At 60.9% G+C, this 24,467-nt stretch carries 21 protein-coding genes; 11 read left to right on the top strand and 10 right to left on the bottom strand.

Going from position 1 to position 24,467, the window contains the following annotated elements; all coding sequences use genetic code 11:
* Positions 1 to 20: 20 nt before the first annotated feature.
* Positions 21 to 2,564, bottom strand: a complete 2,544-nt coding sequence (gene pcrA, locus BDB13_RS26780; protein WP_169634962.1) for a DNA helicase PcrA — start codon at positions 2,562 to 2,564, stop codon at positions 21 to 23.
* Between the two features lie 374 nt (positions 2,565 to 2,938).
* On the opposite strand from pcrA, the gene BDB13_RS26785 reads away from it, so the two are divergent.
* Both BDB13_RS26785 and pgi read left to right on the top strand, forming a co-directional pair.
* Positions 2,939 to 3,247: a chorismate mutase gene (locus BDB13_RS26785; RefSeq protein ID WP_094274444.1), complete on the top strand. Its 309-nt coding sequence runs from the start codon at positions 2,939 to 2,941 to the stop codon at positions 3,245 to 3,247.
* A 65-nt stretch (positions 3,248 to 3,312) separates the two neighbouring features.
* The gene (gene pgi, locus BDB13_RS26790) at positions 3,313 to 4,968 is read left to right on the top strand and encodes a glucose-6-phosphate isomerase (protein ID WP_094274445.1); all 1,656 of its coding nucleotides are present in this window, start codon (positions 3,313 to 3,315) and stop codon (positions 4,966 to 4,968) included.
* 16 nt (positions 4,969 to 4,984) lie between these two features.
* Here pgi and BDB13_RS26795 read toward each other — a convergent pair whose 3' ends face one another.
* A complete protein-coding gene (locus BDB13_RS26795) occupies positions 4,985 to 5,797 on the bottom strand; it encodes an FAD:protein FMN transferase (protein ID WP_094274446.1) in 813 nt (270 codons plus the stop codon).
* A gap of 136 nt (positions 5,798 to 5,933) precedes the next feature.
* Between BDB13_RS26795 and BDB13_RS26800 the strand changes: the two genes are divergently transcribed.
* Both BDB13_RS26800 and BDB13_RS26805 read left to right on the top strand, forming a co-directional pair.
* Positions 5,934 to 7,211 (top strand): hypothetical protein, encoded by a 1,278-nt coding sequence (locus BDB13_RS26800; protein ID WP_094274447.1) that lies wholly within the window; start codon positions 5,934 to 5,936, stop codon positions 7,209 to 7,211.
* A gap of 404 nt (positions 7,212 to 7,615) precedes the next feature.
* Positions 7,616 to 8,080, top strand: coding sequence for a helix-turn-helix domain-containing protein (locus tag BDB13_RS26805; RefSeq protein ID WP_094275240.1), 465 nt, complete (start codon positions 7,616 to 7,618; stop codon positions 8,078 to 8,080).
* On the opposite strand, the gene BDB13_RS26810 is transcribed toward BDB13_RS26805, so the two are convergent.
* From BDB13_RS26810 to BDB13_RS26820, 3 genes are read right to left on the bottom strand one after another with little or no spacing between them, the layout of a single operon-like run.
* Positions 8,070 to 8,888 (bottom strand): ABC transporter permease, encoded by an 819-nt coding sequence (locus BDB13_RS26810; RefSeq protein WP_094274448.1) that lies wholly within the window; start codon positions 8,886 to 8,888, stop codon positions 8,070 to 8,072. The genes BDB13_RS26805 and BDB13_RS26810 overlap by 11 nt on opposite strands.
* Positions 8,848 to 9,717, bottom strand: coding sequence for an ABC transporter ATP-binding protein (locus BDB13_RS26815; RefSeq protein WP_094274449.1), 870 nt, complete (start codon positions 9,715 to 9,717; stop codon positions 8,848 to 8,850). Before BDB13_RS26815 ends, BDB13_RS26810 begins: the two co-directional genes overlap by 41 nt.
* A 1-nt stretch (position 9,718) precedes the next feature.
* Positions 9,719 to 10,198, bottom strand: a complete 480-nt coding sequence (locus BDB13_RS26820; protein ID WP_094274450.1) for a MarR family winged helix-turn-helix transcriptional regulator — start codon at positions 10,196 to 10,198, stop codon at positions 9,719 to 9,721.
* Between the two features lie 116 nt (positions 10,199 to 10,314).
* Here BDB13_RS26820 and BDB13_RS26825 point away from each other — a divergent pair, with 116 nt between their 5' ends.
* Entirely contained in the window at positions 10,315 to 10,818 is a 504-nt protein-coding gene (locus tag BDB13_RS26825) for a COG4315 family predicted lipoprotein (RefSeq protein ID WP_094274451.1), read from the top strand.
* A 4-nt stretch (positions 10,819 to 10,822) separates the two neighbouring features.
* Here the strand turns inward: BDB13_RS26825 and BDB13_RS26830 are convergent, their stop codons facing one another.
* Both BDB13_RS26830 and BDB13_RS26835 read right to left on the bottom strand, forming a co-directional pair.
* The gene (locus BDB13_RS26830) at positions 10,823 to 12,145 is read right to left on the bottom strand and encodes an NAD(P)/FAD-dependent oxidoreductase (protein WP_094274452.1); all 1,323 of its coding nucleotides are present in this window, start codon (positions 12,143 to 12,145) and stop codon (positions 10,823 to 10,825) included.
* Positions 12,145 to 12,897 carry an SDR family oxidoreductase gene (locus BDB13_RS26835; RefSeq protein ID WP_094275241.1) on the bottom strand — a complete coding sequence of 251 codons (753 nt, stop codon included), beginning with the start codon at positions 12,895 to 12,897 and terminating at the stop codon, positions 12,145 to 12,147. The genes BDB13_RS26830 and BDB13_RS26835 overlap by 1 nt, the downstream gene beginning before the upstream one ends.
* Before the next feature lie 82 nt (positions 12,898 to 12,979).
* Here BDB13_RS26835 and BDB13_RS26840 point away from each other — a divergent pair, with 82 nt between their 5' ends.
* The 3 genes from BDB13_RS26840 to BDB13_RS26850 are packed head-to-tail and all read left to right on the top strand — an operon-like array spanning position 12,980 to position 17,470.
* Positions 12,980 to 14,404 (top strand): dihydrolipoyl dehydrogenase family protein, encoded by a 1,425-nt coding sequence (locus BDB13_RS26840; RefSeq protein ID WP_094274453.1) that lies wholly within the window; start codon positions 12,980 to 12,982, stop codon positions 14,402 to 14,404.
* Between the two features lie 23 nt (positions 14,405 to 14,427).
* Positions 14,428 to 15,975, top strand: a complete 1,548-nt coding sequence (locus BDB13_RS26845) for a carboxylesterase/lipase family protein (protein WP_176459675.1) — start codon at positions 14,428 to 14,430, stop codon at positions 15,973 to 15,975.
* A 13-nt stretch (positions 15,976 to 15,988) separates the two neighbouring features.
* Complete coding sequence (locus tag BDB13_RS26850) at positions 15,989 to 17,470, top strand: carboxylesterase/lipase family protein (protein WP_176459751.1); 1,482 nt, start codon at positions 15,989 to 15,991, stop codon at positions 17,468 to 17,470.
* A gap of 28 nt (positions 17,471 to 17,498) precedes the next feature.
* Here the strand turns inward: BDB13_RS26850 and BDB13_RS26855 are convergent, their stop codons facing one another.
* A complete protein-coding gene (locus BDB13_RS26855) occupies positions 17,499 to 18,242 on the bottom strand; it encodes an ABC transporter ATP-binding protein (protein WP_094274455.1) in 744 nt (247 codons plus the stop codon).
* A 506-nt stretch (positions 18,243 to 18,748) separates the two neighbouring features.
* On the opposite strand from BDB13_RS26855, the gene BDB13_RS26860 reads away from it, so the two are divergent.
* The 3 genes from BDB13_RS26860 (at position 18,749) to BDB13_RS26870 (ending at position 22,024) form a co-directional block, all read left to right on the top strand.
* Complete coding sequence (locus BDB13_RS26860) at positions 18,749 to 19,585, top strand: SDR family oxidoreductase (RefSeq protein ID WP_441347248.1); 837 nt, start codon at positions 18,749 to 18,751, stop codon at positions 19,583 to 19,585.
* Positions 19,585 to 21,294 (top strand): DEAD/DEAH box helicase family protein, encoded by a 1,710-nt coding sequence (locus tag BDB13_RS26865; protein ID WP_094274457.1) that lies wholly within the window; start codon positions 19,585 to 19,587, stop codon positions 21,292 to 21,294. The genes BDB13_RS26860 and BDB13_RS26865 overlap by 1 nt, the downstream gene beginning before the upstream one ends.
* 229 nt (positions 21,295 to 21,523) lie before the next feature.
* On the top strand, positions 21,524 to 22,024 hold the full coding sequence (locus BDB13_RS26870; RefSeq protein WP_094274458.1) for a nitroreductase/quinone reductase family protein: 501 nt from the start codon (positions 21,524 to 21,526) through the stop codon (positions 22,022 to 22,024).
* A gap of 111 nt (positions 22,025 to 22,135) precedes the next feature.
* Here BDB13_RS26870 and BDB13_RS26875 read toward each other — a convergent pair whose 3' ends face one another.
* Both BDB13_RS26875 and BDB13_RS26880 read right to left on the bottom strand, forming a co-directional pair.
* A complete protein-coding gene (locus BDB13_RS26875) occupies positions 22,136 to 23,527 on the bottom strand; it encodes an HNH endonuclease signature motif containing protein (RefSeq protein ID WP_094274459.1) in 1,392 nt (463 codons plus the stop codon).
* 111 nt (positions 23,528 to 23,638) lie between these two features.
* On the bottom strand, positions 23,639 to 24,463 hold the full coding sequence (locus BDB13_RS26880; protein ID WP_176459676.1) for a mycofactocin-coupled SDR family oxidoreductase: 825 nt from the start codon (positions 24,461 to 24,463) through the stop codon (positions 23,639 to 23,641).
* Positions 24,464 to 24,467: the final 4 nt, after the last annotated feature.

Here is a 24,467-nt window from a genome sequence, read left to right on the forward strand (position 1 = left end):
AGGCTTCTCGGCCCGCGTTTCTACAGCTTGACCATGGGCACGCCACCGATGAGCATCAGACGCACCTTTCCGGCGCTACCGAAATCGATGGTCACTGTCGCGGTCGGGCCGGTTCCCTTCGTCTCGAGAACTCTGCCCAGTCCGTACTTGTCATGGTTGACACGATCTCCCACAGCGAGAACCAGGTTGTTGTTGCGTCCACGCGCGGCACCGAAAGTGGGTGCGGGAGCATCATTTCGGGAAGTACTTCCGTACCCGCCGCCCTTGTTGCCGTACCCGCCGCCGCTTCCGTAACCGGGTCGACCACTACCGAATCCACCGCTCATCCCCATACCCGGGTCTTCGCGACGCCAGTTGATCAGGTCTTCGGGAATTTCGCTGATGAAACGTGAGGCCGGGTTCTGGATCGGCTGCCCCCAGGCGGAGCGCATGATCGCTCGCGTGAGGTACAACCGCTGCCGTGCACGGGTGATGCCGACGTAGGCGAGGCGCCGTTCCTCCGAGAGTTCTGCCGGGTCACCGAGTGCGCGCATGTGCGGGAATTGGCCGTCCTCCCAACCGGTTACGAAGACGACCGGAAACTCGAGTCCCTTGGCAGTGTGCAGCGTCATCATGGTGACGACACCTTCGTCGGAGTCGGGCAACTGATCCGCATCGGCCACCAATGACACTCGTTCGAGGAACGCGGCCAGCGAACCCGGATCCGGTTCACCTTCACGCATTGCCGCAGTTTCCTCGTCGTCCGGATCGATCAGTCCGGCGGCATTGCGGGCATCGGAACTGAATTCTCTTGCCACACTGACGAGTTCGTCGATATTATCGAGCCTGGTGCCGTCTTGCGGGTCACTACTGGCTGCAAGTTCAGCGCGGTAGCCGCTGCGCTCGAGAACAGCCTCGGCTATTTCGCCGATGTCACCGAGCTCGGAAGTTGCTGCGCCGTCGGCAGATTCGACCGGAAGCATGGCACGCAGGCCGTCCATCATGTCGACGAATGCAACGATTGCCTTCTGTGACCTCGCATTGAGCAGTGCAACTTTGCCTTCCGCTGCGTCGCGAAGTGCTGCCGCAAAACTGATGTTGCGATGTTCGGAGTGCACGGCCACGCAGGCTTCGGCGCGGTCGCCGATTCCGCGGCGCGGAGTATTGAGGATACGACGCAAGCTCACAGTGTCGTCTTCGTTGGCAAGCACGCGCAGGTAGGCGACGATATCGCGAACTTCCTTGCGCTCGTAGAACCGAACACCGCCGACGATCTTGTACGGCACGCCCAGGCGGATGAAGATTTCTTCGAGCGCACGCGAAGAGTTGTTGGTGCGGTAGAAGACTGCGACATCAGAGAACTTTGCATCGCCGTTGTCGACCAGACGATCGATCTCGGACGCGACAAACGATGCTTCGTCGTGCTCGTTGTCCGCAACGTATCCGACGATCAGTTCACCTTCACCGGAATCGGTCCACAACCGCTTCTCGCGTCGGCCCGTGTTCTTCGAGATGACGGCGTTGGCGGCCGACAGAATATTCTGCGTCGAGCGGTAATTCTGCTCGAGCAGGATGGTGCGTGCGTCCGGGTAGTCGTGCTCGAACTGCTCGATGTTGCGGATGGTTGCGCCGCGGAAAGCGTAGATCGACTGGTCGGCGTCGCCGACCACACACAGTTCGGCCGGTGCAACAGCATGATCGGATTCGCCTGCGCCACCGACCAGTTCGCGCACCAGCATGTACTGGGCGTGGTTGGTGTCCTGGTATTCGTCGACGAGTACGTGGCGGAAGCGTCGGCGGTAGTACTCGGTGATCTGAGGAAAGTTCTGCAGCAAATCGACCGTCTCGCCGATGAGGTCGTCGAAGTCGAGAGCGTTGGCCGAGCGCAGACGCTGCTGATAATGCCCGTAGACCTTGGCAACCAGGCGCGGCAATTCCGCCGGATCCTGATTGGCGGCTGCGACGGCTTCCTCGGGATCGATCAGTTCGTTCTTGAGGTTGGAGATGTGCGTCGAAAGCAGCCTGGCGGTGAACCGTTTGGTGTCGATCTCGAGATCCTTGGAGATCATCGTGAGAAGTCGACGCGAATCATCGGCGTCGTAGATCGAGAAGTTGGAGTTCAGGCCCGGAATCAACGCTGCCTGAGCTCGCAGAATTCGCACACAACTCGAGTGGAATGTGGACACCCACATGCTGTTGGCACGCGGCCCGACCAACCCGGCCACACGCTCACGCATCTCGGCGGCAGCCTTGTTGGTGAAGGTGATGGCAAGAATCTGTCCGGGCGTGACACCGCGCTCGGCCAACAGGTAGGCGATCCGACGCGTCAGCACCGCAGTCTTGCCCGAGCCTGCGCCCGCGACGATGAGCAGCGGCGAACCGGCGTGTACGACGGCTTCGCGTTGCTGCGGATTGAGTCCCTCGAGGAGCGCCTCGGTGGCCGAGCTGTCTCCAGGCTGCTGGGCCCCGTGCTGCTGGGAATGGCCGTGCCGAGGCGGATGACCCTCCTGGTGAGGGTCCTGTTGGGAGTAGTCACCGTGCTCGAAAAGGCCACCTTGCTCACCGAGAGCTGGATACGTGTTCATCGCCTGTCCACGCTACCTGCGTCTACCGACAGAAGTATCAATGCATGCGTGACAGGTGGACAAGGTCACGCCTCGACGGGACAGCACTTGTCGCGCCGCTCTCCACACCGTGACGGGCAGCACTTGGAACTGACGTACCCGACATGGCAAACTGGACGCTATGTTCAGCCTCGCCGCACCTAATACCCCAGCTGACGCTGTCAGCCCGGTGGGGCGATACTTTACGTGCACCGGACCCCGGTGGACGTGAACCGAACTGCTCACCTGCCTCTGGTCCGAATCGGATCCGGGGCTTTTTTCGTCCGTGCACCTGGATCGGTAACGACCCGAGCCGACAATACGATCCACGCAGTAGAAAGAGGAGACGAATACTCATGAGCACCCAGGCAGCAGCACCCGAGGGAAATGCCACTCCGAGTGACGTCGAGGTTCCGCGCAGCGAAGCCGAGATCAACGAACTCCGCAAGGAAATTGACCGACTCGACGCCGAGATCCTCGCGGCTATCAAGCGCCGCTCGGAGGTCTCGCAGATCATCGGCCGTACCCGGATGGCGTCGGGTGGACCGCGCCTGGTTCACAGCCGTGAAATGAAGGTACTCGAGCGCTTCAACGAGTTGGGCCAGGAAGGCCACACGCTCGCTATGTTGCTTCTCCGCCTCGGCCGCGGACGTTTGGGACACTAGCGCCCTCCGGCAGTCAGCGAGACTCGTCCAGAAGTTTCCAGACGGTGCCACTAAAGTCGATAATTGTGAGCACTGACATCACCGGAACTTCAGCCTGGCAGAAACTGCGCGCTCATCACGCCGATTTCGAAGCCGTTCACCTACGTGAACTCTTTCGCGACGACCCTGCGCGCGGCACCGAGTTGACGGTTGATGCCGGTGATCTTCACATCGACTACAGCAAGCACCGCGTCAGTCGCGAAACTCTGGATCTGTTGATCGATCTGGCTCGTACAGCGGGCGTCGAATCGCGCCGTGACGCCTTGTTTGCGGGCGATCACATCAACACGTCCGAGGACCGCGCTGCGCTGCATACCGCGCTGCGACTGCCCCGGGATGCTGCGCTCACTGTCGACGGCCAAGATGTCGTGGCCGACGTCCACGAGGTTCTGGACGCAATGGGCTCGTTTGCCGATCGCGTCCGTAGCGGGGAGTGGACCGGCGCTACGGGCAAGCGCATCCGCACGATCGTCAATATCGGTATCGGTGGATCCGATCTGGGCCCGGTCATGGTGTACCGCGCTCTGCGCCACTACGCCGACGCCGGCATCAGCGTCCACTTCGTGTCCAATATCGATCCCGTGGATCTGGTCGGGCAGCTCGCCGATCTGGATGCCGAGACGACGTTGTTCATCGTGGCGTCCAAAACCTTCTCCACGCTCGAGACATTGACCAATGCCACTGCCGCCAAGCGGTGGCTGTTTGCCGGCTTGGGTAGTGACGACGCCTCCGCTGTCGCGCAGCACTTCGTCGCAGTGTCAACGGAGGCCGAACGTGTCTCGGAATTCGGTATCGACACTGCCAACATGTTCGGTTTCTGGGATTGGGTGGGTGGCCGGTACTCCGTCGACTCCTCGATCGGATTGTCCGTCATGTGCGCTGTCGGGCCGGAGCGCTTTGCCGAGTTCCTCGACGGTTTCCATCAGATCGACACGCATTTCCGTACCCGCCCGCTCGAGGAGAATGCGCCCGTACTTCTCGGGTTGATCGGCCTGTGGTACTCCAATTTCTTCGGCGCACAATCACGTGCTGTGCTGCCGTATTCCAATGACCTGCTGCGCTTTCCGGCGTATTTGCAGCAGTTGACCATGGAATCCAACGGCAAGTCCGTGCGCGCCGACGGCACCCCCGTCACGACGTCGACGGGCGAAATCTTCTGGGGCGAGCCGGGAACCAACGGCCAGCATGCTTTCTATCAACTCCTTCATCAGGGAACATGGCTGGTGCCTGCCGATTTCATCGGTTTTGCAGAATCGACGGATGATCTACCCACCGCCGACGGCACGGGTTCCATGCACGACCTCTTGATGAGCAATTTCTTTGCGCAGACCAAGGTTCTCGCGTTCGGTAAGACGGCCGAGGAAATCGCGGCCGAGGGCACACCCCCGGAGTTGGTGCCGCACAAGGTGATGCCGGGCAACCGTCCTACCAGCACCATCCTGGCCAAGGAACTCACGCCGTCGGTGGTCGGGCAGTTGATCGCCCTCTACGAGCATCAGGTTTTTGTCGAAGGTGCGGTGTGGGGCGTCAATCCGTTTGATCAGTGGGGCGTCGAACTCGGTAAGACACAAGCCTTGGAACTCGGGCCTGCACTCTCCGCGGAAGATCCTCCGGGCGATCTCGGCGACACGTCCACCGACGCGCTGGTCGAGTGGTACCGCCATCAGCGGGGCCGGGCCTGACCGAAGACCTGAGCGGTCACGCTGCGGCTGGCCCGAACCAGTTCTCTGTGGTGTAAATACGCCCGGAACGGTCCACCAACCGAGCCCGAAGCCCTTGTTGTTCAACCCAAATGATCGCGCTGATTCCCCGTACGAGTGCTGCCTCGCTGGCGGCATATGCCCACACCGCATCGTCTGCGATCACCGACACTTGAACCCATTCGGTTGACGGACGAGCTTCATGCGGCTGCCACGAGGGCGCGTCGGGAGCATGCGCCGTTGCCATCGCCGTTCCGTTGCTCAATTCCACTTCCTCGCCGCCTGGAACCGGAATCTGCCAACCACCGGCTGGGGCGTGTCCGGCTGTGGCAATCACGTCCCCGATCCGCACGGCGACGCCGCATTGCAGTTCCGCGGCGACGGTTTGTGCCGCCCGATCCACAGTGTCCGCCTTCGCAACTCCAGTGATGTCGAAGGAGGCACCCCACGGCGCGTACACGACGTCGCCGTCCAGTTGCACGTCCTCGAACGTGGGCGTCGGATGCACGGGGGGAATTGATTCGTCCTCCGAAAAATTATCGGCCAGCGGATTCACCTCGCCGGCCGTCATCCGGGCTGCCCACAGCGCCGAGCGCAGCAATGCCGACATACGTCGAGTGACTTTCACCGGCGTGCCTTGAGCAAGATTGACGGCGTGAATTTCGGCATCTCCGCGCCGGAGGTCGCACACGGCTTCGGTGTCCTCGATAGCAGCGGCGATCAATGCGTGCGCAGTGGGCAGCGCAGCGCCTTCGGTGACATCCACCTCGACGGCGGAATCCCACATCGCCCATTTCTCGACACTGACCATGACAGCCCTGCCCTTCGAACTGCTGTATCCGAAACCAGCTGCATCAAACCCTGCTGCGTTAAACACCAGTATGCGCCGTACTGCAACCCCTCTGCCAGAACCCGCTGGTCCAATCCCTCCCACCTACACTTCGGAGGTGGGATCACGCCTGAGTGTCATTGACGAGATGTTTCTGTGGACCCACCGTGGCCTCGGTCTGCCGATAGTGATGCAGGGGCTCTGGCGTACCGACGGCGTCGTCGACGTGGATGCGCTCGAGCAGTTGTGCGATCGGATAGCGTCCGGACCGCTCGGTCGGCGAGTGCGTCGTCCACGGTTGCCCGGTGCTCGCCCGGAGTTCATCGTCGACACCAGCCGGTACCCGCTCAGTTTCCGTACGGAGCCAGTTCGTATCGAGCAGGTGATCGAATGGGCCGATGCCCAAGCCTTGATCACGCTCGATCCCGAACGCGGACCTGGGTGGTGCGTCGCCGCAACGCTTGATTCCGACGGCGGAACTGTTGTTTCCGTGACGTGCTCCCATGTCCTCGCCGATGCTCGGGGGTTGATCAACGCCCTGCACGACGCGATGAATCGAACAAGCTCAGCACCAGCCGATTCGGCCCCGGTGTCCGACCGTGCTGATGCGGTGGCAACTACGACGCGGGTTCTGCGAGGACTAACCCGAGCTGTGTTCGGACTGATCGTCAGTCCGGCGCGCAGGGCAGAACTTCACGGATTAAGTGCATCGCCTGCCTCCGCTCGTGGTCTGGATCGTCACCGGATGAGTAGCGCAGTTGTGGAGGTTGACGCAGCACAATGGGACGAGGCCGCAAGCACGGCCGGCGGCACCCCCAACAGCTTGTTCCTGGCGTGTGTAGGCCACCTGGCTCGGCGCGAGAATGAAACCGGCACAGTAATACTCAGTGTTCCCATGAATGTCAGAATCGCGAAGGGCCCGGATGTCACGATGACGTCGGTCGACAATGCGGTCGCCATGGTCGCCGTCCCGCTCACTCCCCTCACTACTCTCGCTGAGATCCGCAGGCTGTGCCGAGAAGCCTTCACGTCTCCCCCGATGTCCAGCCCCGCGGGTTTCCCGGCCGAACTTCTACAGGTCGTTCCGGATCGTCTCGCTCACCGCCTGGCCGACGGTCCCGGGCAGCGAGATGCCTTGTGTTCCAACATCGGAACGGTCGACATCAGCGCGTTCGATGGACATCCCACCAGCGGATTAGCTCTTCGAGCAGTTCATCCCGGAGCGACGCCAGCCCAACTGAACAGCACATCCACCCGAATCTCCGGATACCTTTGCCGAATCGGCACCACGTACACGCTGTCCCTGGTAAGTTTCGAAGCTGTCGACGGTAGCGCACTGCGCGAGCAAGCCTTACAATCCCTCGCCACTTTCGGAATCACTGCCCGCGTCTGGTAAACAGATATCGGCAGAACTGCGGTACCTGTACGCCCGTACCCATTCCTCTCCGAGCGAACGTACCTTTCGTCGCCTTGGATGCGCCGAAAGGTACGTTCGCTCGGAAAGGTTCCGTCAATTCAGCGACCGAACACACTGCACAGCAGAGTAATTGACCATAAAGTCAGATATGCAGAACAAATGACACGCGGCAAATAACGAACGGTCAGTTCGCGGCGTAAATCACATAGTTAACAAACACTTTCATTTCCTGTGCCACCAAATATCCCCAGGTGAAAGCACTCTCGGTACTAGTGTCCGATTTTCGGTCGTCTACTATATGAAACCTGCCGCCGCACGACCACGGCGCAGATATCGATGCATGGTCACGAACGAAGGGATGAACTGTGGAAACGGGAGGAACCGTGGCAGATTCGTTCCAAGGGCGACTCAATGCCCTGTACCCAGACACGCCTCCCCGATTGACCAATGCTCAAGTTGTAGAGGCGCTTTCACAGCGGGGATGTCGCATCTCGACGCCGTACCTTTCACAACTGCGCAGTGGTGTTCGGACCAATCCGTCGGAGCAGGTCGTATTGGCGCTCGCCGAGTACTTCAACGTCCAGGCCGAGTACTTCTTCAGCCCGACTCCGCGCCAGGATCCCGAACTCATTCCGGAAGAAGACCGTTCGGTCGCCGAAGAGTTCATCGACCCCGAATTGCGTTCCCTGACACGTAAAGCCGTGGATCTCTCGCCCGAATCGCAGAGTCTGCTGTCCTCGATTGCCGAAAGGCTCCGATCCTCCGAGGGTCTGCCGTCGGTGCCGCCGGACTGCATCACGTACACAGCGCCCGTCTCACGCGAAGTGAATCCCACACTCAACGCGTGAGCCGGCCCAACAGTGCCGAAGCCGTGACGATTCCTGCCAGCGACGCTCCGATCAGTACCGCGAAGTCGACGATGTAGTTGGTAGGCATCCCGATCATCAAGCCTCGCAACGCCGATACCTCGTAGCTCAGTGGATTGATTCGACTGAGCCACTGCACCCATCCCGGCATCAGTTCCACCGGATACAGTGCGTTCGACGCGAAGAACAACGGCATGGTGATGGCTTGTCCGATGCCCATCAGTCGATCTCGTTTGAGGACGATGCCGGCGATCGCAACAGACAGGCAGGCGAAGAAGGCTGCGCCCAGTACGACAACCACGACGACGCCGAGGAGCTTGATCGGGTTCCACGTCATACTCACGCCGAGTAGCGCTGCGACGATCACGACAACTACGGCTTGGGCGACGGCGCGAATCCCGGCGGCAAATGCTTTTCCGGTGACGAGCGCTGCCCGTGGTGTCGGAGTGACCATGAGTTTCGTGAGGACGCCGGCGTCGCGCTCCCAGATGATCTGAATGCCGTAGAAGATCGCGACGAAGAGCGCCGACTGCGCGATGATACCGGGAGCCAAGAAGTCCAGATACGGTACATCGCCGGTGGGTATCGCTCGGATATGGCTGAACGTCTGCCCGAAAATGACAAGCCAAAGGATCGGTTGGATTGCGCGCGTGACCAACTCGGATCGATCGTGACGCAATTTCTGCACTTCGACGAGACAAAAAGTGTAGATCCGCGACATCAATCGGGCGAATCCGTTGACGCTCGGGTCAGCCCAAGCGGCGCGCTGTGCGACGGGTGCTGCGGACATCGCGGAGACCTCCTGACTCCCGGCCGGTGAGGTTGTCTCCGGCAACGTGACGAAAGACGTCTTCGAGGGTGGCGTCAGGGCCGAGTGACGCGGCCAGTTCGCTCGGACTTCCGACTGCCCTCAGTTCACCGTGGTGCATCAGAGCAACACGATCACACAACTCGTCGGCTTCCTCCATGTAGTGCGTAGTCAGTAGAACCGTCATTCCGTATTGCTGTTGCATGTCGGATACTCTGCGCCACACGGATTCACGCGCGATGGGGTCCAGCCCTACCGTGGGCTCGTCCAAGACCAGCAGCGCAGACCGATTGACCAGCGCCTGCGCCAATTCCAATCGCCGGACCATTCCGCCGGAGAAGCCGGCGGCGACTCGGTCTGCGGAGTCGAGCAGATCCACCATCTCCAGAGCTTGATCCACGCGCTCACGCCGCTCGGATCTCGGCACGTCGTACAGTCGAGCAAACCACGTGACGTTCTCCCGGGCCGTCAATGCACTCTCGATCGAAAGTTGTTGCGGTACATAGCCAAGATGACGTCTGATGTTCATCGCGTCTGTCCGTACAGACTTTCCCAGGATGCGGATATCACCGCCCTGCAAGGGAAGCAGGGTGTTGAGAAGTCGAATCGTAGTCGTCTTTCCCGCTCCGTTCGGCCCGAGAAGACCGAAACATTCGCCCGGCTCGATGGTCAAACTCAAGTTGTCCACCGCCAGGTTGCCGCCCGCACGGCTGGAACCGAATCTGTACGAGAGACTTGCGACCTCAACCGCAGGCACGTTCGGAGCCGGCGCTTCCGCGATACCTCGGCGATTCCACCAGTGTTCAGCCATGTCAGGCCTCCTCGGTTTCGGCGCCGGCCTTGGCCAGCGCAACTGCGAGCCGAGTCAGCGCCGGCAGGGCAGCTTCGATGTGCACTTGATCCTCGGCGCTCAAACTCGACAACGCCTGTCCCACTACTGCGCTGCGCCGATCTCGCCAGTATTCAACCTGTTCACGGGCTTCATTCGACAACGCAAGCCTCGCCACGCGCCGGTCCGCACCGTCAACGACCCGCTCGATCACACCGTCGTCGGCAAGCTGACGAACCAACGTGGACACCGTATTCGCGGCGACACCGAGCTTGGTGGCTGCCTCGGCCACCGAGAGTCCGGGATTCCTTCTCAGCAACCGCACAAGTTCGATCTGGGCGCCGCCCAATGGATGCTCGGCAAACGGGCGCCCCGACGCTTTTCGTGTGCCGCGCCGCAACTGGCCGAGCGTTTCGAGTACGTCATCGGATAAACGATGAGGTACTTCATCTTCTACATCCATATATCACAATACCTCTGTAACAGAGCTATTGTCGACGACGTTCGGCAGGGTTTCCGAATCGGCTGCGTCGGGTATCCCCCACTGCTAGCACCGCCCACCCGTGAAATGGAGCGATCATGCGCAGACAGTGGTTGTTCGCGATTGTCGCCAGTGCCGCACTTGCCGTGTCCGGTTGTTCGTACGACGCCACCGATTCCGGCACTGATGCAGATAACGTCACCGAGATATCGACGTCGCTGTCCCCTCCTGCTGCAGCCGGTGCTGTGTTGCTGAAAACTGCCAGTTCTCCGCTGGGAACGATTGCCGTTGACGGTGAAGGCATGACCGTCTACACCTACAACCCGGACAAGGAGAACTCAACCTCGAGTTCGTGCGACGAGAACTGCCTCCGGCACTGGCCGGCGGTCACGTCTACCACCGATTCGCCGGTGGTACAGGGCATCGACGCCGCAATTGGCACCGTGCCCGGTCCGGACGGATCCTTCCAGGTGACCGTGAACGGTAAGCCGGTCTATCGATACTTGGACGACCAGGTCCCCGGCGACATGTTGGGGCAAGGCGTCGGCAGCCTGTGGTTCATGATCGACGTGTCCGGAAATCCGGTGTTCGCTACGGAGTAGGAGCTCAGTTGTACGGCTGCCGTGCGGTTTCCGGGTCGCCGTAGGTTATCGCTCGTTCCCGGCGAGTTTTCGACGCCAGGGTGACTCCCCAGTTGAGTGCCGTGCTGACGCGGTTGCGGAATCCTGCCAGAAACGCGATGTGGATGACTCCCCACGACACCCAGCCGAGGAAGCCTGACATCCGAATCGGACCGGCCTGCAGTAGTGCGTGTCGACGCGAAATGTAGGCGGCCGTACCGAGATCACGGTATTTGAAGTGCTTCCCGTTGGGTACGCCGTTTTCGACGATCGCCGCAATTTGATTCCCGGCGTACCGCCCGCCTTGCATCGCGACTTCTGCGACGCCCGGCAGTTTGTCGAGGGACATGATGTCGCCCACCACCCACACATCGGGGTGTCCGGGCACTGTCAGGTCGCGGCCGACTTCGATGCGGCCGCCCCCGACCTGCTTGACTCCGAGTGCGCCCGCCAGTGCTTCCACAAACGGGACTGCCTCGACGCCGGCAGTCCACAGGATTGTTCGAGTCTCGTACCGCTGCTTCTCTTTTGTCTTCTTGTCGGTGGTCTCCACCTCGGTTTCGGATACGTCGGTCACATGCACGCCGAGATGCGTTTCGACGCCGATCTTCTCGAGGGTGCGTCCGGCCGCTGCGGACAGTGATCGGCTGAACGACGGCAATACTCGGTCGTCGCCGTGAAAGAGCAGCACGCGCGCTTCCTCCGGATCGATAGCACGAAACTCGTTGGTGAGCGCATGCATCGCCAATTCGCGGATCTGTCCAGCTATCTCGACTCCGGTGGGTCCGCCGCCGGCCACAGCGAAGGTCAACCAGGGCCGTCGTTCCTCGGCGGTGGGCAGCGATTCCGCCATCTCGAACGCGGCAACCAGACTGCGGCGGATTGCCAGCGCGTCGTCAAGGGTCTTCATTCCCGGCGCCCACTTGATGAAGTCTTCCTGCCCGTGGTACGACTGCCGCATGCCGGCCGCGACGATCAGGTAGTCGTAGGAGAGGTCGAAGGTGGAGCCGTCGAAGCGGCTTGCTGTCAGCACCTTGACTTCAGCATCCACCGATTTCGCTTCGCCCAGAACTACATTCGTGTTCTTCTGATCTTCCAACAGATGTCGGAGTGGGCTGGCGATCTGTCCTTCGGACAACAGTCCGGTAGCGCACTGGTAGAGCAGTGGCTGAAAAACGTGGCTTGTTCCGCGATCGATCAGAATGACCTCGACGTCGGCCTTCTTGAGGCGCTTCGCGGCGTACAGTCCGCCGAATCCCCCACCTACGATGACAACTCGGGGTTTGCCGTTCGAGATGTACATGCTCATCAGACAAACCTCGCTGTCACGGAGTTGGGCAGAAAGCGGAGCGCGGCATCGATACCTTGCCATTTGATGCCCGGCAAAGCCGCTCTGGTGGACTCCTTTTCGATGGCACCCACCATCGCGTCGACACCCTCGTCGAGGTCCGCCATCAAAGAAGAATCGTCACCGGCACCGGCGGACATGTCGGTCTTGATGTAGCCGGGAAGAAGCGTTGTCACTCGAATCGGTGTGCGCGCCAACTCAATACTCAATGCCTCTCCGAGTGCCGCAACTCCGGCTTTGCTTGCGGAATACGTGGCTTTGCTGCCCGGCAATCCTCGATCTGCACTGATCGACGACACCAGCACAAGGTGGCCGGCGTTCTGTTCACGGAAGATTTCGAGGGCGGCTTCACACTGTGACAGCGCTCCGACGAAGTTCGTCTGCGCCGTCGCCAGATTCGCGTAGGCCTTGCCGGTGCCGATCTTGGCGCCCTTACCGACTCCGGCATTCACGATGACACGGTCGAGTCCGCCGAGTTCGTCACGGAGTTCACCGAATACTCGTACAACGGAATCGTGTTCGGTCACGTCCAGACCCCGGACGGCTACCGTGATGGCGGGATTGTGCGCCACCAATTCCTCGCGCAAGGCGTCGAGACGGTCTGTCCTCCGCGCACACAACGCCAGATCGCGACCTTGGGCGGCAAATCTTCGGGCCATCCCTTCACCCAGACCTGAACTTGCGCCGGTGATCAGAATTCTCTGCCGTGTCATGGACGCAACTGTAGCCACCAAGGCGAGCTTCCACCGGGCTGTTACCCAGCGAACTGCACCCGTTTCGGCCTACCGTTGAACAATGACCGACGAATTCGATGTCATAGTCATCGGTGGCGGACCAGCCGGCGAAAATGCCGCGGCCTATGCCATCGCCGGTAGCACCCGCACGGCAGCAATCGTGGAGCATGAACTTGTCGGCGGTGAATGCTCGTACTGGGCCTGTATGCCGAGTAAAGCGCTGCTCCGGCCGGAGCAGGTGCGCGACGCCGTGAGTGGCCTGCCCGGGATGGCGATCGAACCGCCCGGTAGCGCGGCTCCCTCGATCAGTGCGACCTTGGCCCGACGCGACTCCATCACGCACAATCACGACGATTCTTCGCAGGTGGAGTGGGCAAAGTCGACGGGCATCACCGTGATCCGAGGCCACGGTGCACTCGACGGCGAGAAAACCGTCGTGGTCGACGGCACCCGAACACTTCTAGCCCGCCAAGCCGTCGTACTGGCCACGGGAACCGCTGCGTCGGTGCCGGACACCCCGGGGCTGCGGGCGGCGCTCCCCTGGACGTCTCGCGATGCCACCAACCTCCATGAGGTTCCGCGGCGTGTTGCTGTCATCGGCGGCGGCGTCGTCGCGACGGAATGTGCGACGTGGATGTTGTCGTTCGGCGCCGAAGTGACTCTGCTGGTTCGCGGCAACGCGGTGTTGAAGTCTGCCGAACCGTTTGCCGGTGAGATGGTGGCCCGTCATCTGACCAGCCGCGGCGCCGACATTCGCTTCGGTACCACCGTCAATTCCGTGTCCCGGCCCGATGCCCAGGACACCGGTGAAGGAAATATTCACGGCGGTCCGGTCACTCTCGACACGTCGTCCGGCGTGATCGAAGTAGACGAGGTGATCGTTGCCGCCGGACGCGTTCCGACGTCGGCTCACCTGGGCCTCTCGACCGTCGGATTAGAGGACGGTAAGTACGTGCCGACCGACGATCATCTGTGCGCGCAGGGTGAATGGCTGTATGCGGTCGGCGATATCAACGGCCGCTCCCCCCTGACCCACATGGGCAAGTACCAGGCGAGGGTGTGCGGCGACGTCATCGCGGCCCGCGCGACGGGTAGTCCGCTGGTAGCCCTACGGTGCACCGCGTCAGCAGACAACGGCCGAGTTCCTCAAGTCGTGTTCACCTCACCCGAAGTTGCGTGGGTAGGACGGACGGAAGTGCAAGCGCGCAAGGCCGGTCTGGACGTCGAAGTCGTGGAAATTCCGATTGCCGTCGCCGGGTCGTCACTCCTCCGGGACGGCTACGAGGGCCGCGCGAAACTGGTGATCGACAAACTCGAGGACATCATCGTCGGTGCCACGTTTGTCGGACCCGAAGTGTCGGAGTTGCTGCACGCCGCGACAATCGCTGTGGTTGCGGCAGTCCCACTCGAAATGCTGTGGCATGCGGTCCCGTCGTATCCGACCGTCAGCGAGGTCTGGCTGCGATTGTTGGAGGCGCGACGATGACGTAGTTACGTATAGTCGCGGCTATGGCGGCAGACGCACGGATCAACTCAGAAGTACTCGTGACCACGGCCGACGGAATTTTGCGCGGTCTACGTGTCGGCAAACTCCGTGCATGGAGAGGTATTCCCTACGCCCGTCCCCCGGTCGGGGCATTGCGTCTGCGAGCACCCCAGCCGGTACTGCCATGGAAAGGCGAACGGGCGGCGACGGCATTCGGCGACGCGTCGGTGCAGAGCAAGAAGGGCCTTGCATTGGCCCCGGGCAAGTACCAACCCAGTAGCGAAGATTGCCTCACCCTCAATGTTCTTGCGCCCGAGCAGGCTGCCGTCGAACCACTTCCGGTGATGGTCTTCATTCACGGAGGCGCCAACACCATCGGAACATCCGCGACGGGACTCTATTCCGGACGTTCGCTCGTCACGCGAGGCAACATCATCTACGTGTCGATCAACTACCGCCTGGGCGCGTTGGGATTCCTGGACTTTTCCGAATTCTCCACCCCGGAACATCCTTTCGATTCCAATCTCGCACTTCGAGACCAAGTAGCCGCATTGGAATGGGTGCAGCGCAACATTGCTGCATTCGGCGGCGACCCTGATCGAGTGACAGTGTTCGGTGAGTCAGCCGGCGGCACCGCAGTCACCACGCTGTTGGCGACACCCGCGGCACAGGGACTGTTTGCCGGCGCGATTGCCGAGAGTCCGGCTCCGGATCTGGTGGTAAACCAAGAACTCTCACGCATCTGGGCAAAAAGATTCATCGAGCTCCTCAGTTCCGATGCCCCTCCGTCCCAGGCTCTGCGCCTGACCTCCGCTCGGCAGTTGAGCCGTATCGGATCCGTCCTGGGCACTGAAGTTCTTTCCGCCACACCGGGACTGCATCCGTTCGGCCCCAGCGTCGACGGTGACTTCCTCCCCGTCTCACCCGTCGACGCGTTTGCTCGTGGGTTGGCCCATCAGGTGCCACTGATCATCGGAACCAACAAACGCGAGGGCACGCTCTTTCCCAAGGTGCTCGACGCACTGCCCACTTCTCCGCCGCGCATCGAGAAAATGTTCACGCTCACCGATCCCGAAGCCGGAAAGCGCATCCTTGCAACGTATCCGGAGTATCCAGCCGAGGACTCTGCGATCGATGTCGGCGGCGACGTGACATTCTGGCATCCGTCAGTGGAGTTGATGCAAGCGCACGCCCAGAGTGCACCGACGTATGCGTACCGATTCGACTTTGCCCCACCGTTGATGCGCTGGCTCGGACTCGACGCGACACATGGTTTCGAGATGTTTGCAGTCTTCGGTATCGGAAACACCTCGATCGGCCGAGCACTCACTCTGCCCGGTGGCCGGCGCGGACTCCGCGTCGTCACCGATGCGGTTCAGGAACATTGGCTCCATTTTGCGAAGCACGGCGCTCCGCGTAGTTCGTGGCCCCGCTACGACGACAGCGCGCGCCGCACCTTGATCTTCGACGAGATCACCCACGTCGAAAACGATCCGCGACGCGAGCAACGTCTTGCCTGGTCCGGTTACGCGGGCTACCGCAACTACCAACCGAGCCAAGTTCTCTCGTGACGGTCGACGAGTGATGGACCACCTTGAAGTAGTTGTCGATTCCGGGAAAATCCGCGGTCGTCTACTCGAACGGCGAGCCGGTAATCTCAGGACGTGGCGGGCGATTCCGTACGCCGCACCGCCCGTCGGCCCACTGCGGTTTCGAGCGCCGCAACCCGTAGAGCCCTGGCAGGGTATCCGCTCGGCTGCCGAATTCGGTTCGCCCGCACCACAGAGCAAGGGTAATCTCGACGAGAACTGCTTACTTCTCAATGTTCTTGCGCCCAGCCAGACTTCCGATGAACCGCGTCCGGTCATGGTGTTTATTCACGGAGGCGCGTACAACGGAGGCAACCCGTCGACGCCGATGTACCACGGCACATCCTTGGTGGAGCGCGGCAACATCGTCTACGTTTCCATTCAGTATCGCCTCGGAGCCCTGGGGTACCTCGACTTCAGTGAGTTATCCACCGACAAGCGATTATTCGAATCGAACCTGGGTCTCCGAGATCAAGTGTCTGCGCTGGAATGGGTGCAGCGAAACATTGCTGCATTCGGCGGCGACCCGCACAATGTCACAGTGTTCGGTGAATCATCCGGTGCGAATGCCGTCACCACGCTGATGGCCACACCGACGGCAACGGGTTTGTTCGCGCAAGCAATCGCTCAAAGTCCCCCCGCCGCTTCGGCATACGGCAAGGATCGAGCGAACCGCTGGGCACAGGAATTTCTCGAGATCGCCCAGGCGTCGGCCACAGATCCGGCGTCCTGGCTGTGCTCGGCTTCAGTGGGTGAATTGGTTGACGCCGGCGAGGAACTGGCTCGCCGCGGCGCCGACGAAGAACCGGGAACGCGCGCGTTCGCTCCTGTTGTGGGCGACGATTTCCTTCCCCAACATCCACTCGACGTATTTGCCGCGGGAAATGCGCACCCGATCCCCTTTTTGGTGGGGTCGAATCTCCACGAGGGACGGATTTTTCCGCGCTTCCTCAACATCTTGCCCACAGATCCGGAACGGATCGAGAAGATGTTTTCTCACACTTCACCGGACGTGAAAGAGCGTGCGCTGGCGGCCTATCCAACGTATCCGCACCGTTATGCGGCTGCGGATCTGGGCGGCGACATTACATTCTGGGAGCCGGCGATCCTCTGCGCACAAGGCCATTGCACTGTGGCGCCAACGTACAGTTACCGCTACGATTTTGCGCCTCGACTACTTCGGTTGCTCGGCATCGGTGCAACACATGCCACTGAACTGTTTGCAGTCTTCGGCCGATCGGATGCATTGATCAAGTGCCTCACCGTCTTCGGCGGACGCCGTTCGCTACACGCTGTCACCGAAACTATGCAGAATCATTGGATTCACTTCGCCCGTCAAGGTATCCCGGGAAGCGATTGGCCCCAATACTCCACGGCGAACCGCGAGACCATGATCTTCGACAGCACCAGCTATGTCGAGAACGATCCCCTCGCCGATCGCCGACGCGCCTGGATCGGCTATCAGCACCGACGGTGAACTGCGGTCCCCTCGGGCACCGAGCGCGTCATTTCTCGAACTCTTCGATTCTCAATTTTTCAATTCTCAACTCTTCAACGACCTTGCCGTCGGCAATCGAGAACACACGATCCGCATACCCCCTGGCCATTGGGTCATGCGTAGCGACGAGCACCGTCATCCCGTCGTCTGCGAGCTCGCGAAACAGCGCGAACAGTGCCAGCGAGTTCACGGCATCGAGAGCGCCCGTCGGTTCGTCGACCAGCATTACTTTCCGGGCCCCGAGCAGGGCGCGAGCGACGCCGACGCGCTGCTTCTGACCGCTGGAGAGCTGCTGCGGGAAACGCCCGCCCAATCCATCGAGACCAACCCGTCGCAGCGCTTCCTCAGCAGCCCGCTTCGCTGCCGACCGCCGCATACCTCCAGCTACCTGCGCCAGCGAGACATTGTCCGCGACTGTCGCATTCGCGATCAGATTGTATTCCTGGAACACCACACCGACACTCTCGCGCCGAAACGCCGCACGCTGATCGGCCGACAATGCGGTTACTTCGACGCCTGCCACATTCACGGTCCCAGAATCCGGATCATCTAGTCCTGCAATCATATTGATCAAGGTCGTCTTTCCGGATCCACTGACGCCATAGATCGCCACCAGCTGGCCCGTCGCAATATTGAACGAGACCCGCTCCACCGCAGGGACCGCGACACCACCTGATCCGACACCGCCCAGTCGGACACTGTGCTCGCTGTCCGACTGATATGTCTTGTAAACAGTATCGAGAGAAATCATCCACGCACCCCTAACCTATCTACTTCACTGAAATCTCGAGGAATTCCTCGAACCAACCTTGCGGAACCTGCATCTTCAGCGCCGTTCGCCGCCGTCGACAAACCCGGCGGCCCACTCGATGACTCCTTCGGGGCAGCAAAAAGTCGCAGCTAACGTAATCCACCATGCACAGCAGACGCTCCTCAGTGAAAGGGATCCCACAACGGGAAACCGCCGATTCAGTCGATAGTCAACACGTTTAGTTATTCGGCACTACTGGTAAATCTATAACACAACGATGCCGCCAGAATCTGTCTATTTCGCGAAGATCCACCTAAAGTACTAGTGGTTTGGAACCACCCATTTCTTGCCATTTCCGAAAACTGTGCGACGGCAAATGGTCGAGTCTTCCGGAACTGCAAGTAGTCGGCCCCGTAGGCTCGGCCTGATAAGTCATCCGCGCCGGAGGTAGTCCACTGTCTGCTCAGCCACGTTCGTCATCCGCACGGTCTGCTCGTGCACGCTCGATCGCAGTAACCGGTGCAACCGGCCATATCGGCGGTCTGGTTGCTCGTTCACTGGCGCAGGAAGGCATCAGCCAACGACTACTTGCACGTTCGGTGACCCGCCTCCCCCAACTCACCGGTGCCGACGCGGTGGAAACGTCGTATGGGGACCTCGGCGCCGCAGTATCCGGGCTTACCGGAATCGACGCACTGTTCATGGTCTCGGCGGCGGAAAGTGCCGATCGACTCACTGCGCACCGCACCTTCATCGACGCTGCGACCACTGCCGGTGTCCGCCATATTGTCTATACCTCGTACCTCGGCGCGGCTCCGGACGCCACATTTACACTGGCCCGCGATCATTGGGCAACCGAAGAATATATTCGCTCAACCGGAATGGCTTTTACATTTCTTCGCGATAGTGCGTACATCGATTTCCTTCCGTCTCTGGCGGGCGCGGACGGAGTTATTCGCGGGCCGGCTGGTAACGGAGTGGTAGGTGCGGTATCTCGGTCCGACATCGCCCGCGTCGCAGTTTCTGTTCTGAAAGATCTCGATTCGCATGCGGACCGGACGTACGATCTCACCGGCCGTGAAGCCCTCACATTGACCGAAGTAGCCGCAATCATCACCGAAGTCACGGGCGCACCGACGGCGTACGTCGAAGAAACCATCGAAGAGGCCTACGCCTCCCGTGCGTCGTACAACGCCCCGGACTGGGAAGTTGATGCCTGGGTATCGACATATACCGCAATCGCGAATGGCGAACTGTCGTCGATAAGCACTGCGGTAGAGGACATTACCGGTGTTCCGCCGTTGACCTTGCGAGAGTTTCTCACGGCAGGTGCCGGCGCCTGATGCCTCCACGCAAGCGATCCAGTACTCGTACCGCAAAACGCAAAACCACACCAACTCCTGATGCTCCCACTGCCGGTCCGGGGGAACGGATCTGGCTTCTCGACGTCCCGTTTCGAACGGCAGCGCCGGGCGCGCAGTTCGTGAAGAAGTGGAAGAGCTATGCCTGGATGGGCAGTGAACTACCCACGGAGCTTGCACCATTCAAGGCTCTGCCGTTCTCGTACCAGCAGTGGGTCGAGGACGACATCAACAACTCGACGGGTGAGCGCCCAACCGCGTCGCCCAAAACTCCTCGATCCGAGCAGGTTTCAGGATCCGCCGCAGTGGTCGATGCCGCTCGCGCAGGCCGACGAGGCTTCCTGCTTGCCGACAACGCCGGTCTGGGCAAGACCCTGATCGCCATCATGTCCGCCAAGACAATTGCCGAGGAGCGCGGTGAGAAAAACATCCTTGTTCTCGTTGATCGACCGGCCCAGATCACCATCCCGCACTGGCGTTACTCCATCGCATCCGTGGGTGACGGTGGATTCCGTTGGTTGATAATGTCCCCGGACCAATTGAAGAAGCTCATCGCACGAAACGGACGGCCCAAGTACACCTTCGGCGTGGTAATTGCAGACGAAGCTCAGCTGTACAGCAACGATACGCAGCGCACAGCGGCATTCGAGAAGGTCGCGCGGTTCTCCAACGCCCACGATCAGGCCCCGTTTGTTCTGTCCGTGACTGCAACGCCGGGTCACACGCCCGCCGATCAGCGTTACCTTGCACCACTTTTCGCTCAGGTACATGGTGAATCGCCCGAGCATTGGCAAGATTTGGGTGCGCGCCTTCTGGAATCGGGCCTTCCCTTGGACAAGTCGTACGGCAAATGGACCTGGAGCGCGGAAGCCAAAGAGTCACCGGCACTGCAGGCACACGCTCTGGAAACTGTCCGCGGTTGGCTGTCGAACAGTAAGCCACCGTTGATGATTCACCGGCCTACACCGTGGGGTCCGGTACCCCTCGACGGAATGCCGATCGACCTCACCCCTGCCCAACGCGCAGAATACGAGACCGAATGGGCCGAATACGCCTACGAGATGGGTCTGGCCCGCAAGAGTCGCAACATCGCCCGCGGGCGTGCGCTCGTCCTGCGGTACCGGCAGAAAGCCGGGATGATTCGCGCAGAGTCCACTGCCCAGTGGGCGGGGGCTCAGGTCAAGTCGGGCAAACAGGTACTAGTTGCCGTCGAGTTCGTCTCCACCGCAGGTGATCCGCTCGTCGAGATGATCGAGGATGCCGGAATATCCGTCGCAAAACTCTTTGGCGCCGTGCCGGACAAAGAACAGCAACGGCTTCGCTTCCAACGAGGAGACGCGCCGGTTGTCGTCTTCAACGTCACGACTTCGATTTCACTCCATGCCAACGAAGCGTTACCGGACGGCACCTACGCGTCTCCACTGCCTCGGACCGGAATTTTCCATCAACCCCGGTACTCCGGGATCGCCGCCGAGCAGACCTTCGGTAGGTCGCACCGTGACTACCAGACGTGCCCGTGGCTGATCCCCTTCGGCGTCGGAACCAAAGAAGAGGACGTTGCAACAACTATGCTCCGCAACCTCCAATCGGTAACCGGATTGAAGGGTGGCGATCAATCGGGACTTCGGAGCCTCGCCGAACTCCTGGGGGTCGAATGGCTCGAACCAGATGTGCTGACGTCCGAACGATAGTTCCCTGTTCGTGTAGATAGTCCCAATTATCCTCGACAGGAACGAAACTCGCAGAATCTTGGCTGTTCGACAAAATTCCACTTCCCTCGTGTAGGTGTGACCACGCGTGGCACAATCTTCTCCGACATGCTCGAACCCAACAGACGACATCCGCCGACGGGCGGATCCCTGTCCTACCGAGATTCTCTGCCCCACCGAGATTCTCTGTCCCACCGAGATCAGGAGCACCATGCGCAATCCCTACCGGTCATTGATGCGCTCCGTGGGCCACACTCAATGGTTCTCCGATCTGGGCAAGGATTTGGTCACGATCGATCGTGCAGTGCAGAAATCGACACGGGGCAAGGTCTCTCTCGTCGGGAACGGCACAGTCCCGCAACTGCTCCTTACCGTGACCGGGCGTCGGAGCGGACAATCCCATACGACGCCACTCTTGTACGCACCTGACGAGGGATCATTTGTTGTGGTCGGCTCCAATTGGGGCCAGACAGCACATCCCCAGTGGACCTACAATCTGATCGCCGACCAGCGGGCGACGGTAACGATCAAAGGTGTGAAAACGCCAGTGCTGGCCGAACTTGCCGAAGGTGCTCTGCGGAAACGACTCTGGGCACTCGCAACCGATTCCTGGCCGGCATACACCACCTACGCGGATCGCGCGTACTCGCGGGAAATTCGAGTTTTCAGTCTCACTCCAGTCCTGCTCGCCCCCGGTACCCTGATGCCCTGACGCCCTGACGCTTAGCGATGAGCAACCAGCACAGGCCCATGCGTGTGGGCTTCGCATCGGCAAGATTCTGATGCGAATACGGACACGTCCGTAGTTGTGGTGCAACAATTTTCACGTGCGCAGCACCGGACCCTGATGCGTCGTCGAACGTCGCGGTCGCTGCTCGGGATCGATCCCCGCCGGCGGAATAAACCACGGTTTACGATCCGATCCCATCTTGATCTCCCACTGCCCCGCGAACCCGACCTTGCGGTGAATCAAAGTGTGATGGGACCGGCACAGCAAAGTCAGGTTGTCCATCACCGTCAACCCACCCTTCGACCACGGCCGAATATGGTGCGCATCGCACCACGCCGGCACCGCATCACACGAGGGGAACGCACATCCCTTGTCTCGGGCGATCAACGCCGTCCGCTGCGCCGCCGACACCAACCGCTTCAACGGACTCACATCGAGCGGGGCACCATTCTCGTCGAGGAGCACCGTCGAGAGCATGCAATCACACGCCAACATCCGGGTGCGGGTGATACTCAACGGGCCCATCCACGGCATGTGCCCGACATCAAGATCGTCGAAGTCCTCCAGGTCGTCGAAGCCCCACACCGGTGCATCCTCATCGGCCCCGCCTTCGACGTCACCGTCTCCACTGTCTGAGCCGGAAGCTGTCGTCCGGGTCGAGGCGCAGTCCCGATGCTCCGCAAGATCTTTCGCCGTCACATGCACATTCACATGCGGACGCTGACCACCATCCACCCCCGTCGCAGCATTGTCGAGATACCGACGAATCAACTCCGTCAACGCATCCGCCGACCGCTTCGCAGCCGACCGAGCATCGGGAGTTCCGTCCGCCGCCGGGACGGGCATCGACAACCCCGACAACGCCGACAAGAGCATTTCGCCGGTCAACGCATCGAACTCACCCTTGATCACCACCCGACCGTTCAACGTCGGCGCGATGCGTAGTTCGTTGCGGTCCTCGTCCTCCCCAGCCGGGATGTCCTCGGATTCGAAGATCCGCTCCAACACCGCGATCGCGTACCGCAACTTCGTGGTGGTCGCCTCCACCCCGGAGGCTGCCGCGAGCAGGGTTTTGATGCAGTGCGGCAGGGCGCGGTCCGGCATCCCTTTCGGTGGGGACTCGCAGAACGCGGTGATCAGCGCGGCATGGTCGACGGTGAGATCCCCGGCATCGAACTGCGCCGCGATAGCCGGGAACGCCCGCAAGGCCACCCCGAGGGCGGCGATCTTGATTCCGGCCGCATTCTGCAGCATCGTATTGGCGGCCAGCCAGCGGCCGACACCGCGGTAACACAGCACTGGTTCGTCCGGATGAAGCGCCAACTCGTCGACTGCGGCAACCCGAATCGCTTCCAGCCGAAGAATTTCCGCCGATGCGGTGACCGCGACATCCCGCACGTCGCACGGCCGCAACCGCCACAGCATGCCGCGCACATTCACGGCAGAACCAGCCACGACATCGGCAACTACGGTGTCGACGCTCATCGGATCCCCCCATCCTTGCCCCCAATTATACTCGAACATCCATTCGAGTCAAGGGCAAGCTTGGGCCGGCAGTGGATCACGTCGCCACTCGAGGGTTACCCCCTCAGATGGTCAACGAGACGAACTCCCCGCGTCCACGGGCAGAGCGACGGACGTGATGTAGCGGGCCTCGTCGGACGAGAGGAAAAGCGTCGCGTTGGCCACGTCGACTGGTTCAATCCAGGGAATGGGCAGCATGTTCATGGTCATGGCGGCAGCGGCAAACTCTTCCCGCGTCGGATTTTCGAGGTCCGGGCGGAACTTGCCTCGTACCATCGGGTTCTGAATCATCGGTGTATCGACATTTGTCGGATGCACGGTATTTACTCGGACGTTGTACGGCGCCAGTTCTTTTGCCAGCGAACGCATCAGACCCACAACGCCGTGCTTGGCGGCGGTGTAGTGCGCAACGCCGACGAGTCCGCGTAGTCCGGCAATGGAACTGGTCAACGTCATTGCTCCGCCGCCGCGTTCGATCAAGTGAGGCGCCGCAACAGAACACGTGTGCCACACTCCGGTCAGGTTGACGTCCAACATGGTCTGCCACATTGTTTCCGACATCGTCATGGATGCGTCGGATGACGTGATTCCAGCTGTGGCACAGACGATATCGAGACCACCGAGTGATTTCACCGCTGAATCAACGGCGCTACGAAGCGCTTCCAGATCGCGGACGTCCACGACGGCTGTTTCGATTCGACGCCCTTGTGCCCGAATCAGGGATACCGTCTCGGCCAGATCGTCGACGCTCGACGGCGGCGTCACCGTCGTCTCGACGGAGGCACAGACATCCACGGCGATGATGTCCGCGCCCTCCTCGGCGAATCGCACAGCCTGGGCCCGTCCAATTCCCCGAGCGGCACCGGTAACCAGCGCGATCTTTCCTTCCAGTCTCATCAGT

It is taken from the genome of Rhodococcus sp. OK302, from assembly GCF_002245895.1.
GTDB lineage: Bacteria > Actinomycetota > Actinomycetes > Mycobacteriales > Mycobacteriaceae > Rhodococcus_F.

What these genes read in the sequence shown, in the direction of transcription:
- BDB13_RS26835 (WP_094275241.1), bottom strand. Translation starts at nt 12,897, where the DNA reads ATGACACGGCAGAGAATTCTGATCACCGGCGCAAGTTCAGGTCTGGGT.
- BDB13_RS26825 (WP_094274451.1), top strand. Translation starts at nt 10,315, where the DNA reads ATGCGCAGACAGTGGTTGTTCGCGATTGTCGCCAGTGCCGCACTTGCC.
- BDB13_RS26785 (WP_094274444.1), top strand. Translation starts at nt 2,939, where the DNA reads ATGAGCACCCAGGCAGCAGCACCCGAGGGAAATGCCACTCCGAGTGAC.
- BDB13_RS26850 (WP_176459751.1), top strand. Translation starts at nt 15,989, where the DNA reads ATGGACCACCTTGAAGTAGTTGTCGATTCCGGGAAAATCCGCGGTCGT.
- BDB13_RS26870 (WP_094274458.1), top strand. Translation starts at nt 21,524, where the DNA reads ATGCGCAATCCCTACCGGTCATTGATGCGCTCCGTGGGCCACACTCAA.
- pcrA (WP_169634962.1), bottom strand. Translation starts at nt 2,564, where the DNA reads ATGAACACGTATCCAGCTCTCGGTGAGCAAGGTGGCCTTTTCGAGCAC.
- BDB13_RS26865 (WP_094274457.1), top strand. Translation starts at nt 19,585, where the DNA reads ATGCCTCCACGCAAGCGATCCAGTACTCGTACCGCAAAACGCAAAACC.
- BDB13_RS26875 (WP_094274459.1), bottom strand. Translation starts at nt 23,527, where the DNA reads ATGAGCGTCGACACCGTAGTTGCCGATGTCGTGGCTGGTTCTGCCGTG.
- BDB13_RS26845 (WP_176459675.1), top strand. Translation starts at nt 14,428, where the DNA reads ATGGCGGCAGACGCACGGATCAACTCAGAAGTACTCGTGACCACGGCC.
- BDB13_RS26795 (WP_094274446.1), bottom strand. Translation starts at nt 5,797, where the DNA reads ATGGTCAGTGTCGAGAAATGGGCGATGTGGGATTCCGCCGTCGAGGTG.
- BDB13_RS26830 (WP_094274452.1), bottom strand. Translation starts at nt 12,145, where the DNA reads ATGAGCATGTACATCTCGAACGGCAAACCCCGAGTTGTCATCGTAGGT.
- BDB13_RS26815 (WP_094274449.1), bottom strand. Translation starts at nt 9,717, where the DNA reads ATGGCTGAACACTGGTGGAATCGCCGAGGTATCGCGGAAGCGCCGGCT.
- BDB13_RS26810 (WP_094274448.1), bottom strand. Translation starts at nt 8,888, where the DNA reads ATGTCCGCAGCACCCGTCGCACAGCGCGCCGCTTGGGCTGACCCGAGC.
- BDB13_RS26840 (WP_094274453.1), top strand. Translation starts at nt 12,980, where the DNA reads ATGACCGACGAATTCGATGTCATAGTCATCGGTGGCGGACCAGCCGGC.
- BDB13_RS26880 (WP_176459676.1), bottom strand. Translation starts at nt 24,463, where the DNA reads ATGAGACTGGAAGGAAAGATCGCGCTGGTTACCGGTGCCGCTCGGGGA.
- BDB13_RS26820 (WP_094274450.1), bottom strand. Translation starts at nt 10,198, where the DNA reads ATGGATGTAGAAGATGAAGTACCTCATCGTTTATCCGATGACGTACTC.
- BDB13_RS26855 (WP_094274455.1), bottom strand. Translation starts at nt 18,242, where the DNA reads ATGATTTCTCTCGATACTGTTTACAAGACATATCAGTCGGACAGCGAG.